Origin of the sequence: Trebonia kvetii, assembly GCF_007827045.1 — a bacterium.
GTDB lineage: Bacteria > Actinomycetota > Actinomycetes > Streptosporangiales > Streptosporangiaceae > Trebonia > Trebonia kvetii.
This window is the reverse complement of record NZ_RPFW01000004.1, coordinates 518,428-534,554: the sequence shown is the minus strand read 5'-3', so window position 1 is coordinate 534,554 and position 16,127 is coordinate 518,428. Positions and strand designations below refer to the sequence as shown.

Sequence of the window (16,127 nt, the reverse complement as noted above, 5' to 3'; positions counted from 1 at the left end):
TGCTCCGGTCGCCGATGCCCGGAACATCCGCCCGCGTGTCGCCCGGCATTTGCCGCTGACATCGCTGACAGCGGGCTGTGCGCGGCGGCGAGGCCGTAACAGCGCGGTGTGCGGCGCGTGTCAGCGAGGGCTGGCAGTGTCTGGAGCATGACAGATCTAGCGATTGAAGCCACGGGGCTGCTGAAGACCTTCGGCGACACGAAGGCACTTGCCGGGGTGGACCTCGCCGCGCGCAAGGGCAGCGTGCTCGCCGTGCTCGGGCCGAACGGCGCGGGCAAGACCACCGCCGTCCGCATTCTCGCCACTTTGCTGCGCGCGGACGGCGGCACCGCCCGTGTCAACGGTTTCGACGTGCGCAAGCAGCCGGAGAAGGTGCGCGAGAGCATCGGACTCACCGGCCAGTTCGCCTCGGTCGACGACGACCTGACGGGTATGCAGAACCTGGTCATGATCGGCCAGCTCCTCGACTTGTCCAAGAAGGCCGCGCGGCAGCGCGCCGAGGAGCTGCTCGCCTGGTTCGACCTTTCCGAGTCCGCTAACAAGGTGGCCAAGAACTACTCAGGCGGCATGCGCCGCCGCCTCGACCTCGCCGCGTCCCTGGTGGGCAGGCCGCAGGTGATCTTCCTTGACGAGCCGACCACCGGCCTCGACCCGGCCAAGCGCGAGGACATGTGGGATGTGGTCCGCAGCCTGGTAAGCGACGGGTCGACGGTGCTGCTCACCACGCAGTACCTGGAGGAGGCCGACGCGCTCGCCGACGAGATCACCGTGATCGACCACGGCCGGGTGATCGCGCACGACACACCGAACGGGCTCAAGCGCGTGATCGGCGGCCAGCGGCTCACCGTCCGCCCCGCCGACCCGGCCAGGCACGACGAATTGCTCGAGGTGCTGCGCGCCATCAACGGCCGCTCGCCAGAGAACGACGGGCGAGGCACCCTGACCGTCCAGGTTGACGGCGACGACGTGCTGCCCGACGTGGTGGGGCGGCTGCGCGCGGCGGGGATCGCGGTGGACGAGTTCTCGCTGCACCTGCCCAGCCTTGACGAGGTTTTCTTCACCCTTACCCGGACCCGGTCCCGCGACCATGACGAGGAGGCCCTGGTATGAAAAAGCGTTTCTCGCTGCGGCATGCCTTCGTGCTCGCCAAGCGCAACATCATCAAGCTCACCCGCACCCCCGAGCAGCTCATCGACGTGACGCTGCAGCCGATCATCTTCCTAGTGCTGTTTCTCTATGTGTTCGGCGGCGCGATCAGCCACGGCAACCAGCATGACTACCTGCAGTACCTGCTCCCCGGCCTGATCGGCCAGACGATCGCGATGAGCAGCATCTCCATCGGGCAGAACATGAACGCCGACATCGAGAAGGGCGTGTTCGACCGGTTCAGGTCGCTGCCGATCGCCCGCTCGGTCCCGCTGGTCGGCGCGGTGTTCGCGGACTTCTTCCGCTACCTGGTGCTGTGCGTGATCCTTGTCGGCTTCGGCTACATACTCGGGTTCCGCATCGCCACCAACCCACTCGACCTGCTCGCCGCGCTCGGCATCGCGATCTGCTTCGCCTTGGCGTTCGCCTGGGTCTCGCTGTTCGTCGGCATGACGGTGCGCACCTCGGGTGCGGTGCAGGGCGTGATGTTCCTGCTCATCTTCCCGCTGTCGTTCGGCAGCAACACGTTCGTCCAGACCACCACGATGCCCGGCTGGCTGCAGGCGTTCGTGAACGTCAACCCACTGTCGCACCTGGTCAGCGCGGTGCGCGGGCTCCTGCTCGGCGGCCCGGTCGGCGCGCAGATCGGCTGGACGTTCGTGTGGATCGTCGGGCTGATCGCGGTGTTCTTCCCGTTGGCGATGCGCGGTTACATTCGCAGGACGTGACCCCCTACAGGCTGGCCGGGTCCAGGCGCTCGATCGCCTTGGCCCGGCCGAGTGCTTTGCCCGCCGCGTAGGCGGACTCGTAGCGGTCGTGGCCGATGGCGGCGCGCAGCAGCGGTGCGAGCTTCGCCGTCATGGGGTCGGTCGGGTCGTCGGTGCCGCGCACGGCGGTGCTCGCCCCGAGCAGTTCCGCGGCCCGCTCCGGCTGGCCGAGCGCCAGGGCGAGCTCGGCCGCGGTGCCCGAGGCCGCCGCCAGCAGCGGCATGTCGTCCGCGCTCACCGCCTCCTGATAGGAGCGGACGGCCTGCTCGCGCGCGGCGCCCAGGTCGCCGTCGGCGATGGCGATCCGCGCGCTGGTGGACGCCACCATGGCCGCCAGGTGATCGCGCGCCGGATGTGCGGGGCTGAACCGCGCGAGGAACCGCTCCGCATCCGCCTGTGCCGGGCGCGCCGCCTCGACGTCTCCCAGCCCCACCTCGAATGCCGCCGACCACGCCGCGGCGATGCCGCGGTCGATGATCGAGCCGTCCGCCTCGACCGCCGCCCTGGCGTCCTGCGACAGCTTGCGCGCCTGCTCCACGTTGCCCTGACGGGCGGCGATCTCGGCGAGCCGCAGCTTCACCTGAGACACGTCTTCGCGCGACCCGAGCTCAGCGAGCAGGCGGCCCGCCTCGTTGTACGCGTCGGTCGCACCGTCCAGGTCGCCGTCGAGCATCCGGATGTTGCCGATGATCTGCACCGTGGCCGACAGCCCCCAGCGTTCGCCGAGCGCGCGGAACCGTTCGGCTGCCTCGGCGGCGGCCGGGCGCATCGCGTCGAGATCCCCCTGGTTGTCAGCCAGGCCCGCGGTCATCATCAGGCTGGCCGCGGCGAGCCACGGGTCCCGGCTTTCTCGTGCCTCGGCAAGGTAGCGGCGCATCCGTTCCTCGTCCTTGACGAACACCGCGTACACGGGCCGCAGCAGGCCAGCGACCGGGTACTCGCCGACGTCGAGCGTGTCGATCCGCTCGATCAGGCCCGGGTAGCGGGAGCCCATGCCCTCCGGGCCAGCGCCGGCGGCGTCCACCCCGACCGAGCCCGCACCGGCGGAGCCCGGGGCGGCCGGCCCGTCCACCGCGCGCCTGTCCACCGGTGGCGCGGTGCCCTGCGCTGGGGCGGCGCCCGCCGACAGGTCGAGCGCGCTCGTCACCACGTGCATGGCCTCGGCCATGGTCCGCAGGTTCGATTCCGCCTCGCCGGGTACCGCGAGGGCGTCGCGAACCCACTCCGCCATGTCCGTGTCGTTGCCGAGCAGCAGCGCCATGATGCTCAGCGACACCGCCAGCCGCAGCGCCTCTTCCGCCTCCTCGGCGTCGCACCAGTAGCGCAGCGCGGCGACGATGTTGTCCCTGTCGGCTCGCAGCACGTCGAGCCAGCGCAGCTGGTCGCGGGTGAACAGCCGGGGCGCCGCCTCGGCCATCAGCGCGGAGTAATAGGCGGCGTGCCGCCGCCGCAGCTCGCCGACCTCACCCCGCCCGGCGAGCCGCTCCGCGCCGTACTCGCGGATCGTTTCCAGCATCCGCAGCCGCCGCCCGTCGGCGAGCGGCTGCAGCAGGGACTTGTCGACAAGGGACGACAGCAGCTCGTCGGTCTCGCCCGCGGCGATCTGGCCCTCGGCGCACACCGCGGCGACCGCGTCGGGCGTCGCGCCCGCGGGGAAGACGGAGAACCGCTCGGCGAGCAGCCGTTCGGCGGGGGTGAGCAGCTCCCAGCTCCACTCCACCACGGCGCGCAGCGTGCGGTGCCGCGGCAGCGCGGTCCTGCTGCCGCCGGTCAGCAGCCGGAACCGGTCGGTCAGCCGCTGAGAGATCTCAGGGAGCGGCAGCGTCCGCAACCGTGCGGCGGCCAGCTCGATCGCCAGCGGCAGGCCATCGAGCCGCCGGACGATGTCCGTGACGAGCGGGCGGGTCCGCGCGTCGAGCGCGAAGCCAGGGCTGACCGCCGCCGCCCGGTCGGCGAACAGCCGCACGGCAGGGTCGGTGTCCAGCGGCGGCACCACGAACAGCGACTCGCCCGTGATGCCGAGCGGTTCCCTGCTCGTCGCCACGATCCGCAGCCGCGGGCTGTGCGCGAGCAGCGCGTCCGCCAGGTACGCGCACGCGTCGATGAGATGCTCGCAGTTGTCGAGCACGAGCAGGGCACGGGCGTCGGCGAGCCCCTCGAGCAGCCGGGTGCGCGCGTCGCGGCTGGTGATCCGTTGCGAGCCGTCGGGAAGCAGCCGCGCCTCGCGCAGGCCGACCGAGCCGAGCACCGCCTGCGGCACGTCGGCGGCGTCGGTGACCGACGCGAGCTCGGCCAGCCAGATCCCGTCGGTAACCTCGCCGTTCGCGTGGTCCCGCACTCCGGCGGCCACTTCGGCGGCGAGCCGCGTCTTGCCAGCGCCACCGGGGCCGACAAGCGTGACGAGCCGATAGGTCTCGAGCGCCTCGCGCACCCTGGCGACCTCTGCCGTGCGGCCGACGAAGCTGGTGAGCTGCGCCCGCAGGTTTGTCCTCGCGGGCCCGGCCTGGGCCGGCGCCGCGGCGATCTCGCCGCGCAGCACCTTCAGGTGCACCTCGCGCAGCTGCGGGCCGGGGTCGATGCCGAGCTCGTCGGCGAGCCTGGCGCGCAGCGCCTCGTACGCGGCGAGGGCGTCGGCCTGCCGCCCCGCGGCAGCGAGCGCCCGCATGAGCAGCCCGGTGAGCTTCTCGTGCAGCGGGTGCTTGACGGCAAGCGACTCAAGCTCGCCGACCCTGGCGGCGGCCCTGCCCGCCTCGATCTCCTTGGTGAGCAGAGAGACGGTCGCCTCAAGACGCAACTCCTCGAGCCGGCGCGCGAACGGCCCGGCGAAGTCGCCGGCGTCGGCGAGCGCCGGCCCGCGCCACAGCGCCAGGGCCTCGGCAACGGCGCCCTCGGCGACGAGCCGCTCGAAGCGCAGCGCGTCCACGTCGTCCGGCCGGACCGCGAGCCGGTAGCCGGCCGCCGACTGCTCCACAACCCCAGGTCCGCCCAGCGTCTTGCGTGCCCGCGAGACCAGGGTCTGCAGCGCGTTCGCCATGTCGGCGGGCGGGTCGAGGTCCCAGACGGCCTCGGCGAGCGCGCCGGTGCTCACCGGCTGCCCGCCCGCGAGGGCCAGCCGAGCGATGAGTCCGCGCAGCCGCGCCCCGGCCACGGGGACCGCCGCGCCGTCGTCGTCGTGGACCTCGAGCAGCCCCAGGATCGCGATCCGCACAGCTCTATTGTGCCCGTGCCGCACGGCATCGGCGGCCAGCGCCGCTTCTTGCTGTTATCAGGAATGGCGACGGTGTACGCGACGCGTGCGCGGCGGGATAGCCGGTTCTTGCTGTTATCACGACACGGAGTGGGCGTGCCGCCGGAAGTCGATCGACTCGCCACTCGACGAAGATCGTTTAGCAAATGCCCTTGCTGTTACCGGGACTATCACCCCGGTAACAGCAAGGCCATTTTCACCAGTATGCCGCTTCTTGCTGTTATCAATGGAGGAGATTGGGCGCTCCGTGATGTTGGCGAGGGGACGGGTGGAGCCCGGCGCTTCGTGCCGGGGGCATCGGGACGGGTGGCGGCCGGCTCGCACGGCGGGTCATTGGGGTGGATGGCGGAGGCACGGACCCGTTCGGGATTATGGGGTGGTGGAATTTGATCTTGGGTTTTCCGCGGAGTCGCGGGTGATTCACGGCGGGACCTCGCGGGAGCAGGGGGCACCCGTCGGGCCGCCGCTGCTGCCGACCAGCGTGTACGTGTCGGCGGGGGAGCCTGATCCCGATCGCGGTTACGGGCGGATGAGCAATCCCGGCTGGGATGATGTGGAGGCGGGGCTCGCGGCGCTGGAGGGGCCGGGCGCGATCGCGGTCAGCTTCGCGTCTGGACAGGCGGCGTCGATGGCGCTGATGCTGTCGCTCGCGCAGGGCCGGGAGCGGATCGTGTTCCCCACCGACGGCTACTACAACACGCGGGCGCTTGCCGCGAAGCTGCGGCCGCACGGGGCGGCGGCCGCGGCGGTTGACCTGCTCGACCTGGCCGCGGTTGGCGAGGCGCTCGCCGCGGGCCCCGCCGTGCTCTGGGCAGAGACGCCGACCAACCCGCTGCTGCGGGTCGCCGACCTCGAGGCGCTCGCCTCGCTCGCCCTGACGGCTTCCGCGCCGCTCGTGGTGGACAACACGGTGGCGACGGGGCTGCTGCAGCGGCCGCTCGAGTTCGGCGCGGTGGCGTCGGTGTACTCGCTGACCAAATCGCTTTCCGGGCACTCCGACGCTGCGGATCGAGCGCGCGTCATCGAACGCGCTCGCCATCGCGGCCTTCCTCGCCGCCCATCCGCGGGTGACCGCCGTGCACTACCCGGGCCTGTCGCCGTCCGCCGTCGCGGCCAGGCAGATGCCGCGCGGCTTCGGCCCGCTGCTCTCCTTCGAGATCGCGGGGTCGGCGGCCGACGCCGACGCCGTGGTTGCCGCGGCGCGGCTGATCGTTCCCGCCACTAGCTTCGGCGGCGTGGAGTCCTGCTGGGAGCGGCGCGCCCGGTGGGCGGCGGAGACCGCGCCGCCGACGCTGATCAGGATGTCGTGCGGCGTCGAGCCAGCCGAGGACCTGCTTGCCGACCTCGGCGCGGCGCTCGCGGCCGACTGAGGCCGCCGGCCCTGGCCGCCTGGGGACCAGCCAGCGCTCACGGCGGCGCAGGCCCGCCGCGCTGCCCTCTTGGATCCAGCCAGCCCTCACGGGCCGGCCGAGGCCGCCGGCGCTGCCTACTTGGGGAACCAGCCGACGTAGAAGATGCCGAGGCCAAGGGCCACGAACATGGCGGCGATCAGCCAGAAGCGGACCACGATCGTGGTCTCCGCCCAGCCGACAAGCTCGAAGTGATGCTGTAGCGGCGCCATCTTGAACACCCGTTTGCGGCGCAGCTTGTAGGAGCCGACCTGGATCACCACCGACATCGTGATGATCACGAACAGCCCGCCGAGCAGGAGCAGCAGCAGGTCGGTCCTGGTGACGATGGCCAGGCCAGCCAGCGCGCCGCCGAGTGCGAGCGAGCCAGTGTCGCCCATGAAGATCTTCGCGGGCGGCGCGTTCCACCACAGGAAGCCGAAGCAGGCGCCCATCACCACGGCGGCCACCACCGCCGCGTCCAGCGGGTCCCTGACGTCGTAGCAGTTCGGCGCTAGCGCGGTGGTGCAGTCGTTGCGCAGCTGCCAGTTCCCGATGATCACGTAGGCGGCTAGCACCATGATCGAGGCGCCTGATGCCAGGCCGTCGAGTCCGTCGGTCAGGTTCACCCCGTTCGAGGTGGCCGTGACCATGATGATCACCCAGATCACAAACAGGATCGCGCCAAGTGAGATGCCGAAGTCGGCGAGGAACGACAGGTGCGCCGACGCCGGGGTGAGGTCATAGCCGTCAGGAAAGTGCAGCGCGAGCACCGCGAAGATCGCGCCGACGAGCGCCTGCCCGAGCAGCTTGGCGCCGCTGCGCAGGCCGAGGCTGCGCCGCATGAACAGCTTGATGAAGTCGTCGAGGAAGCCGACGAAGCCGAGGCCGGTCATCAGGAACAGCACCAGGATGCCGGAGGCGGTCATCGGGTCGCCGGTGAGCCAGTGCCCGGCCGCGTAGCCGAGCAGTGAGGCGATGATGATGACGATCCCGCCCATGGTCGGCGTGCCGCTCTTGCCCAGGTGGGCCTGCGGTCCGTCGTCCCTGATCTGCTGGCCGAGCTTGCGCTTGCGCAGCACGTTGATCGTCGGCCGGGTCCCGAGCAGCGCGACGATCATCGAGATTGCGCCCGAGAGCAGGATCGTCTTCACTGGGTTTCCTCCGCGAGCAGGCCGTCCGCGACTTCCCACAGGCCCGCGGATTTCGACGCCTTCACTAGTACGACGTCCCCGGGACGCAACCGGTTCTGCAGTTCCGCGACCGCGCTCTTCGGGTCGGGCGCCGCGACGGCCTCGCCCTGCCAGCCCTCGACGGCGCGCGCGCCATCGAGCACCGGCGCGGCGTCCGCGCCGACCGCGACGACCACCGCCGCGCCGGCCAGCGCGGCGCGCCTGCCTGCCTCCGCGTGGCTGTCGGCGGCGATGTCGCCGAGCTCGGCCATGTAGCCGAGCACGGCCAGGCCCCGCCTGCTTGTGCCGTTGGCTGTCAGGTGCGCGAGCGCCGCGATCGCGGCACGGGTCGAGTCGGGGTTGGCGTTGTAGGCGTCGTTCACCACGAGCACGCCGTCCGGGCGCTCATGCAGTTCCATCCGCTTCTTGCTGCGCGCGGTCGCCGCGGTCAGCGCGTCGGCGATCGCGGTGACGTCCATGCCTAGCTCGGCGGCGATCGCCGACGCGGCGAGCGCGTTGGCGACGTGGTGGCCGCCGTGCAGTGTCAGCGTGACCGGGGCCGAGCCCGCATTGGTGTGCAGCGTGAACGAGGCGCGGCCCAGGTCGTCGAGGGTGAGTCCGGTGGCACGCACGTCGGCGTCGCTGTCTGGTTCCACGCTGGTGGTGACCACACGGGCCTCGGTGCGGGCCGCCATCGCGATGACGTTGGGGTCGTCGGCGTTGAGCACCGCCACGCCGCCCGCCGGGCCGGCAGGCCCCGTTGTCCACGGAGGCAGGGCTTCGACAAGCTCGCCCTTGGCCTTGGCCACCGCGTCGATGGAGCCGAACTCGCCCGCATGCGCCCGGCCCACGTTGAGCACGGCGCCGATCCTTGGCGGCGCGATGCCAGTGAGGTAGGCGATGTGGCCGATGCCGCGCGCGGACATCTCGAGTATCAGGTAGCGCGTCGTCTCGTCGGCGCGCAGCACGGTCAGCGGCAGGCCGATCTCGTTATTGAGCGAGCCCTCAGGCGCGACCGTCGGGCCGAGGCGCTCCACGACCTGGGCGGTGAGGTCCTTGGTCGAGGTCTTGCCCGACGACCCGGTGATGCCGACGACAGTGGCGCCCGGCAGCCGGTCAAGCACGGCCCTGGCCAGCAGGCCGAGGGCGAGGGTGACGTCGGAGACTACGATCACCGGCGCCGCGACGTCGAGCAGCGGCCGGGCGGCGAGCACCGCGGCGGCGCCGTTCGCGGCGGCCGTGCCCGCGTAGTCGTGACCGTCCACTCGCTCGCCAGGCAGCGCGGCGAACAGCGCGCCGGGCACCGCCTGGCGGGAGTCGATCACGACCGGGCCCGCCACCATCGCGGCGGGGTCGCCGTAGACGTCGCCGGAGGTGAGGGCGGCGATCTCGGCGACGGACAGCGGGATCATGCGATGCCTCCCCGCTCCGCGCCCAGTTCGGCATGGCGGGCAAGGGCCGCGGCGGTGACCTCCACGTCGTCGAACGGCAGCACGGCCGCCCCGACGTACTGGCCGGTCTCGTGCCCCTTGCCGGCGACGAGCACCACGTCCCCCTTCCCGGCCCTGGCGACGGCGAGATCGATCGCCGCGGCCCGGTCCGGCTCGATGATCAGCCTGGCCCGCTCCCCCTGCGGAACCCCGAGCACTCCGTTCAGCATCTCGGCGAGGATAGCGAGCGGATCCTCAGAGCGCGGGTTGTCGTTTGTGAGTATCGCCACATCAGCGAGCCGCGCGGCGGCGGCCCCCATCAGCGGCCGCTTACCGCGGTCCCTGTCGCCGCCGCAGCCGAGCACCACAATGAGTTCCCCGCTCGTCACCGGTCGAAGCGCGGTTAGCACCGCCTCTACCGCACCGGGCTTGTGCGAGTAGTCGACGAACGCGTCGGGCAGGCCGTCGCGCGGCGCGCGCTGGCCCAGCAGCCCGTAGGCAGTCAATCCTGCAGGCTGCGGAACCCGCTGGAGCCGGCCGGGGACGCCGGGGCAGGTGGCCACGCCCTGCACCGCGTCGGCGAGGTCGACACCCGCCTCGACCAGGGCCACGATCGCGCCGAGCGCGTTGGCCACGTTGAAGGGTCCTGGCAGCGTGACCGAGGCGTCGGCCTCGACGCCGCCGGGGCCGACGACGCGGAAGGTCGACCCGTCCGCGCCGCAACGCACGTCGGCAGCGCGCCACTCCGCCTGCGCGTACGCGCCCGATGACGGGTCGGCGCAGAAGGTGACGATCGGCACCGACGCCTCGGCGATGAGGCGGCGGCCGTACCGGTCGGCAACGTTCACCACGCCCACAGCCGAATACGCGGGAGTGAACAGCTTCGCCTTGGCCCGGAAATAGTCTTCGAACCCGGCGTGAAAGTCCAGGTGGTCCTGCGACAGGTTGGTGAACACCCCGACGCTGTACCGGGTGCCCGCCACCCGGCCGAGTGCCAGCGAATGGCTGGAGACCTCCATGGCGACCGCCGACACCCTGCGCTCGGCCATGACGGCGAGCAGCGCCTGCAGGTCGGGCGCCTCCGGCGTCGTCAGCGACGCCTTGACGAGCTCGCTGCCGATCTTGATCTCGACGCCGCCGACCAGGCCCGTGCTGTGGCCGGCGGCGCGCAGTCCCGCCTCGCACAGATAACTGGTCGTGGTCTTCCCGCTGGTGCCGGTGACGCCGATCATCGTCATCCGCTGCGACGGGTCGCCGTAGATCCAGCAGGAAACGTCGCCGAGCCGGTCGCGCGGGTTCGACACGACGAAGACAGGGACGCCGGTCCGCGCGGCACGGTCGCGGCCGTCGGGGTCGGTGAGGATCGCGACCGCGCCCGCCGCCACCGCCTGATCGGAGTAGGCGGCGCCGTGCGTGCGGGCTCCAGGCAGCGCGGCATACAGGTCGCCAGGACGGACCGCACGCGAGTCAAGGGTGACGCCCGAGAGGCGGCCTGCCTCGCTGCCAATGCTCCCTGACCTGGCTACGCCGAGTAGTTCGGCGAGCCCGGACAGTGGGCGCGGAGCGAGGCGGGCGGGTCGGATCACGCCCAGAGGGTATCCAAAATCAGCGAGCATTGAGCCGAACATGCGGTGCGACCAGTCCTGGTTGCGGCTGAATCTGCAATGTCTGCAGCGCGAACTTCATCACGTTGTAGAACACCGGGCCGGCTACCATGTCGCCGAAGTAGTCAGTTTTCGTCTTGGGATCCTGCACGTTCACCGCGACCACCACCCCCGGGTCGTTGCCCGGCGCCATGCCGATGTAGCTCGATCCGTGGATGCACAGCGGGTTGCCCTTCGGGCACGGCTTCTTGGGGTTGCTCGACCCCTCGCTCGAGGTGCCCGTCTTGGCCGCGATCGCGTAGCCCTGGATCTCGCCCCAGTACTGCTGCGCCGCATCGTCCACCCCTGGCACCTGCTGCAGGATCTGGATAAGCTGCCTGGCCGTCTTGGCCTGGATGACGCGCCGTGACGGTGACGCGTTGGCCTTGGTGTAGTCGCCTGCCGCGTCGTAGGTGCCGGCGACGAGCGAGGGCTGGACCCGGACACCGCCGTTGGCGATCGTCGCATACACGCTGGCCATCTGGACGGCGTTGACCGCGATGCCCTGACCGTAGGACAGGGTGTACCGCAGGTCATCCGGCCAGTCCTTGACCGGGAGCAGGAGGCCCTGCGACTCGCCTGGCAGGTTCAGGCCCGTAGGCTCGTCGAGCCCGAAGTTGTGCAGGTAGTCGTCCTGGAGCTGCGGCGAGACGCTCTCGGCGACCTGGGACATGCCGACATTCGATGAGTTGGCGATGATGCCGGCGATCGTGTAATGCTCGCCTGGCGACCACTCGGCGTCTTGAATCGACTGCCCGCCCCGGTAGATCCTGTACGGGATGTTGTAGGCGCTCATCGGGGTCTTGCCGCCGTGCTCGAGCGCGGCCGCGGCGGTGATCACCTTGGCGGTGGAGCCGGGCTCGAAGACGTGCTGTACGGCGATGTCGCTGCCGTCCGCCTTGTTCGGCCACTGGGCCATGGCGAGGATGGCGCCGGTCTTCGGCTGCATGACGACCACCGAGCAGTCCTGCGCCTTCATCTTGCTGACCTCCTGCTGGCAGGCCTGCTGCGCGGCGTACTGCAGTGCGGGAATGATCGTCAGCCTGATCGAATCGCCGTCCTTGGCGGGCGTGACCTGCGTGCCAGCGAGCGGGATCGGCTCGTTCTGCGTGCCGATCATGACCTGCTCGCTGCCGGCGGTGCCGGTAAGCAGCTTGTTGTACTCCTCCTCGATGCCCGCGTAGGCGCCGATCACGCCGGTCGTCGGGCTGGTGTTGGTGAGGCCGACGACGTTGGCGGTCGCGTCGCCGTTGGGGTACGCGCGGACGAAGGACGGTGGGTCAGCGTAAATGCCTGCCAGGTTCAGCGATGCGAGGGTGTTCTCGTTCTGGCTCGACACGTGCCTGGCGAGCACGACGTACTGGGGCGAGTGAGCCGGGGGGTGCTCCAGAAGATAGAGCACCTGGGCAGCGGTCATGCCGAGCGGTCCCGCGGCCTTGGCGGCCACCGTCGTGAGCTTGTCCTTGTGGATCTGCGTCGGGTCCGACCAGATGGTAAAGGTCTCTGTCGTCATCGCCAGGACCTGGCCGTCCGCGCCGTAGATCGCGCCGCGCAGTGCGGGCAGGCTGATCTTTGTCAGCTTCTCCTGGTTGGCGAGCTTCTTGTAATAGCCGGACTCCATGCCCTGGATCTGCACGAGGCGCCCCGCGAACAGGGTCAGCACGACCGCGATGGCCAGCAGTGTGATGCCGACGCGCCTGCCGGGCTCGGCCCGCTTGAGTGTCAGCCAGCGAGGCGGGCGGCGCGGCGGCCTCGTGCCGCCGCGTCCTGGACCGCGGCCTGGACCTCGGCCGGCGGGGCCGCCCGGGCCCTTGGGCCTTGCGGGCCCGGGCGCACGCGGTCCGCCCGGCACGCGGACGTTGGGCGGTGGCGGAACGTTGCCTGGCAGCCGGGGATTGGGGCCGGTGGCGGCCCGGTCCGGGTCGCGCGGCATGCGGCGGCCCGGCTCCGCGGCGGACGGCGGATCTGCCTGCGCGGGGTCGCGGCCTGGCATCCGCCGCCAAGGCGAGCCGGCGCCCCTCCGGCCCGGCTCACGAGCCGGCGGCGTGCCGCCCGGCAGCCGGGGTCCGGGCGGCGGCCCTAGGCCGTCCCTGCGGCCGCGCGGGCCGCCGGGCCCGCCCGTGCCGTTCGGCCCGCCGGGACCATGCTGGCCGGCCGGGCTGTTCGGGCCGTTCGGGCCCGCGGGACTGCCACGCCCGGGGCCGCCCCTCCCCGGGCCCCGCCCGGTCACGGGGTGTATCCGGGGTAATGAACGTGGGCGAGGTACCCGATGTTGTGATCGTCGAGCGTCTTGCCCGTCTTGAGGTCGATGAACTGGATCAGGCCGGCCGGCTGCATGCCGAGCTTGCTCGCGCGCTCCGCGATCACCTCGGGCGACTTCGCCTGCGCGACCTGCTGCTCAAGCGCCTGCCGCTGCTTGGCGAGGGCGGATGTTGAATCCTGCAGCCTGGTGATCTCGAAGGAACCGGCGGCGAGCGTGGTGCTGATGACGAGCGCCGAGACGAGCGCGCCGCCGAGCAGGCCGCACAGCAGCAGGACGAACGGCATCCGGTGCGACCCGACGAGCGACTGGACTGCCGACGCCTGGGATGCCGCCTGGGGTGCCGACTGCGGCGGCTGGGGTGCCGACGGCGGCACCTGGTCGGGCTGACCGGCCGGGCGCGGTACGGTGCGCGCGGGCGCACCCTGCCGCTCAAACACGGCCGCGTTCCGTGGCGCACGCGCGCGCGGATCGGCACGGCGCGGATCGGCACTGAGCGCATCGGCACTGCGCCGGTCTGCACGCCGGGGATCGGCACTGCGCCGGTCCGTACGCCGCGGATCCGCGCTACGCGGATCGGTACGGCGCGGATCGGTCCCCGGCTGCTCCGCGCGCCGCGGATCGACAGTACGCGGATCGTTACCAGGCTGGTCCGCACGGCGCGGATCGGCACCGGGCTGGCGCCTGCCGCGCCAGCCGCCACGGCGCGGATCGGCACCGGACTGGCCGGGGGCTGGACGGCGGGCGGTGCGCCCCTCGCCGCGCCTGTCCCCAGTGCGCGGATCGGCAATGCGCTGATCGGCGGGGTGCGGTTCGGCGGGCGGCCGTCTGACCGGGGTGGCCTGCTGACCGTCGAAGGCCCGCTGCGGCGGGACTCCCCTGGCCTGACGGCCGCGACGCGGCGCGGGCGCCGCCACGTCCGCCGCCGCCTGCACCTGGTCCTGGCGGGAGCGCGGGTCCTGGCCGGGCCGGGACCGCGTCATCGTGCCGATGCCGCCGCGCTCGTCGTCGCCGCGCCGGTCGTTCCTTGCCATCGGCCAGCTCCTGTCGCTCGTGTTCCGCTCGTCGCTCACGCCGTTCCCCCGCCCTCTCCACCGCCACCGCGGAGGCCAGTGCCCCGGAGCCCCCGCTTCTTGCTGTTATCAGGTCGATTGGTGCTGCCCTCGGTCATGCCGTCTCCCGCAGGCGCTCGACGGCGCGCAGCCGCGCGGACGCCGATCGCGGGTTGGCGGCGAGCTCGTCGTCGTCCGGGCGTTCCGCGCCCCTGATAAGCAGGCGGAAGTCCGGCCTGCCCGCGAGCGGGTCGTCGGCGCGTACTGGGAGCCCTGGCGGCGTGGTGTCCGCGGTGCGGGCCGCGAGCTCCCTCTTGACCAGGCGGTCCTCGAGTGAGTGGTAGGCAAGGGCGGCCAGCCTGCCGCCGGGGGCGAGCAGGTCGAGCGCGGCGGGCAGCGCCCGGCGCAGCACGCCGAGCTCGTCGTTCACCTCGATGCGCAGCGCCTGGAAGGTCCGCTTCGCCGGGTTGCCCCCTGTCCGCCTGGCGGGCGCGGGTATGGCGTCCTTCACGATCGCGCTCAGCCGCAGCGTGGTGGTGATCGGATCCTTCGCCCGCTCCCTGGCGACCGCCTCGGCGATCCGCCTGGCGAACCGCTCCTCGCCGTACTCGTAGAGCACGCGGGCAAGCTCGGGCACCGGGTACTCGTTGACGACCCGGGCGGCGGACAGCTCGGCGGTGGTGTCCATCCGCATGTCGAGCGGCGCGTCCTGGGAGTAGGAGAAGCCGCGGCCGGCGTCGTCGAGCTGCGGCGAGGAAACGCCGAGGTCGAACAGGACGCCCTGCACCCGGCGGTGCCCCGCGTCGGTGACGACCTCGGCGATGTGGTCGTAGAACGCGTGCGCCACGGTGACCCGTCCCTGGTACCGCTCGGCAAGGGCGCGCCCGGCCTCGATCGCCTCCGGGTCGGCGTCGATGCCGATCACCCGCAGTTCCGGCACCGCGTCGAGAAGAATCCTGGTGTGGCCGGCCCGGCCGAGCGTCGCGTCGACGAGCACGGGCGGCCTGCCGCCCGGCGTGGGTCCGGTGAGCGCGGGAAGCAGGAGGGCGGCGATACGGCCGGCCATCACCGGCACGTGCGCGTAGGCATGCTCGCCCATGGACCCCTCCGCTGCGCTGAACTGGTACCGCCGTGTGTCTGGTACCGCTGTGTCGCGACCGCTGGTGTCGCGGTGGGCGGCCGGTTCTCAGGTGAACCGGCGCCGTGTCATCCCTGATGCGCCGCCCCGTCGTGGCGCCGTTTCCCTCGAGTGCCCGATGTGATCGGGCTGTGTCTGATGCGATCGGGCGTTCGCCTCCCCGCCCGCCCTGGCGGGCCCGATTCGATGGCGGTCTGCGCCATCGGGCCCGCCGGGGCGGACAGCGGGGGTCCGGGGGTTTGCCCCGGGCGATGTCACGGCGGGAGATTCGGCTCGTCGCACGTCGCCGATCCCTGCCTGGCGCCGGGGAAGTGGTGCCAGCCGGTGATCGAGTGCGGCGTCGCCGCCCGCCGGACAGCCGGCGGTCTGCCGGGCGTTCCCGGCGACCGGTCAGAGAATTCCTGGCAGCACCTCCTCAGCGGCCTCAGAGAACGAGTCCTCCTGGGCAGCCAGGTAGGTCTCCCATGCCTGGGCATCCCAGATCTCAAGTCGTGTGTTGGCGCCGATCACCACGCAGTCCCGCTCCAGGCCCGCGTAGGTGCGCAGCGCGGCGGGAACCGTGATCCGTCCCTGCTTGTCAGGAACCTCATCGGAGGCGCTGGCGAAGAACACCCGGCTGTAGTCGCGAACCGCCTTGGCGGTCACCGGCGCCGCACGCAGCGACTCGGTGATCCTGCCGAACTCTTCCTGCGGGAAGACGTACAGGCAGCGCTCCTGCCCCTTCGTGATCACGACTCCCCCAGAGAGCTCGTCACGGTACTTGGCGGGAAGGAACAGGCGTCCCTTCTCGTCAAGCCGGGGCGCGTGAGTGCCGAGAAACATCCGCTCCTCACCTCCACCCCCAAGCGAGCCGGTAGCCGAGTATCGGTAGCTATCTCACTCCA

General features: G+C 71.7%; 10 protein-coding genes and 1 pseudogene. 3 read left to right on the top strand and 8 right to left on the bottom strand.

All coding sequences use genetic code 11. The features are described from left to right. Positions 1 to 147 precede the first annotated feature (147 nt). Positions 148 to 1,110, top strand: coding sequence for an ATP-binding cassette domain-containing protein (locus tag EAS64_RS22395; protein WP_145855719.1), 963 nt, complete (start codon positions 148 to 150; stop codon positions 1,108 to 1,110). Continuing rightward, a complete protein-coding gene (locus EAS64_RS22390) occupies positions 1,107 to 1,874 on the top strand; it encodes an ABC transporter permease (protein WP_145855718.1) in 768 nt (255 codons plus the stop codon). The genes EAS64_RS22395 and EAS64_RS22390 overlap by 4 nt, the downstream gene beginning before the upstream one ends. A 4-nt stretch (positions 1,875 to 1,878) precedes the next feature. Here EAS64_RS22390 and EAS64_RS22385 read toward each other — a convergent pair whose 3' ends face one another. Then, on the bottom strand, positions 1,879 to 5,121 hold the full coding sequence (locus EAS64_RS22385; RefSeq protein ID WP_187366100.1) for an ATP-binding protein: 3,243 nt from the start codon (positions 5,119 to 5,121) through the stop codon (positions 1,879 to 1,881). Here EAS64_RS22385 and EAS64_RS43735 point away from each other — a divergent pair. Beyond that, positions 5,033 to 6,530, top strand: a pseudogene (locus EAS64_RS43735) (PLP-dependent transferase). The gene EAS64_RS22385 and the pseudogene EAS64_RS43735 overlap by 89 nt on opposite strands. 116 nt (positions 6,531 to 6,646) lie before the next feature. On the opposite strand, the gene mraY reads toward EAS64_RS43735, so the two are convergent. The 7 genes from mraY to mraZ form a co-directional block, all read right to left on the bottom strand. Beyond that, on the bottom strand, positions 6,647 to 7,702 hold the full coding sequence (gene mraY / locus EAS64_RS22370) for a phospho-N-acetylmuramoyl-pentapeptide-transferase (RefSeq protein ID WP_145855709.1): 1,056 nt from the start codon (positions 7,700 to 7,702) through the stop codon (positions 6,647 to 6,649). Next, positions 7,699 to 9,132, bottom strand: coding sequence for a UDP-N-acetylmuramoyl-tripeptide--D-alanyl-D-alanine ligase (locus tag EAS64_RS22365; protein ID WP_145855707.1), 1,434 nt, complete (start codon positions 9,130 to 9,132; stop codon positions 7,699 to 7,701). Before EAS64_RS22365 ends, mraY begins: the two co-directional genes overlap by 4 nt. Beyond that, entirely contained in the window at positions 9,129 to 10,733 is a 1,605-nt protein-coding gene (locus EAS64_RS22360) for a UDP-N-acetylmuramoyl-L-alanyl-D-glutamate--2,6-diaminopimelate ligase (protein WP_246115844.1), read from the bottom strand. Before EAS64_RS22360 ends, EAS64_RS22365 begins: the two co-directional genes overlap by 4 nt. A gap of 22 nt (positions 10,734 to 10,755) precedes the next feature. Beyond that, a complete protein-coding gene (locus tag EAS64_RS22355) occupies positions 10,756 to 12,786 on the bottom strand; it encodes a peptidoglycan D,D-transpeptidase FtsI family protein (RefSeq protein ID WP_145855703.1) in 2,031 nt (676 codons plus the stop codon). A gap of 233 nt (positions 12,787 to 13,019) precedes the next feature. Further along, positions 13,020 to 14,126 carry a cell division protein FtsL gene (ftsL, locus tag EAS64_RS22350; RefSeq protein ID WP_145855701.1) on the bottom strand — a complete coding sequence of 369 codons (1,107 nt, stop codon included), beginning with the start codon at positions 14,124 to 14,126 and terminating at the stop codon, positions 13,020 to 13,022. A gap of 94 nt (positions 14,127 to 14,220) precedes the next feature. After that, entirely contained in the window at positions 14,221 to 15,204 is a 984-nt protein-coding gene (rsmH, locus tag EAS64_RS22345; protein ID WP_145855699.1) for a 16S rRNA (cytosine(1402)-N(4))-methyltransferase RsmH, read from the bottom strand. Positions 15,205 to 15,633: 429 nt separating this feature from the next. Then, positions 15,634 to 16,065 (bottom strand): division/cell wall cluster transcriptional repressor MraZ, encoded by a 432-nt coding sequence (gene mraZ, locus EAS64_RS22340; RefSeq protein ID WP_145855697.1) that lies wholly within the window; start codon positions 16,063 to 16,065, stop codon positions 15,634 to 15,636. Between the last annotated feature and the right edge of the window lie 62 nt (positions 16,066 to 16,127).

Excerpts from the sequence above, each read along its gene's own strand:
- mraZ (WP_145855697.1), bottom strand. The coding sequence starts at position 16,065 with ATGTTTCTCGGCACTCACGCGCCCCGGCTTGACGAGAAGGGACGCCTG.
- EAS64_RS22355 (WP_145855703.1), bottom strand. The coding sequence starts at position 12,786 with ATGCCAGGCCGCGACCCCGCGCAGGCAGATCCGCCGTCCGCCGCGGAG.
- rsmH (WP_145855699.1), bottom strand. The coding sequence starts at position 15,204 with ATGGGCGAGCATGCCTACGCGCACGTGCCGGTGATGGCCGGCCGTATC.
- EAS64_RS22390 (WP_145855718.1), top strand. The coding sequence starts at position 1,107 with ATGAAAAAGCGTTTCTCGCTGCGGCATGCCTTCGTGCTCGCCAAGCGC.
- EAS64_RS22365 (WP_145855707.1), bottom strand. The coding sequence starts at position 9,132 with ATGATCCCGCTGTCCGTCGCCGAGATCGCCGCCCTCACCTCCGGCGAC.
- EAS64_RS22395 (WP_145855719.1), top strand. The coding sequence starts at position 148 with ATGACAGATCTAGCGATTGAAGCCACGGGGCTGCTGAAGACCTTCGGC.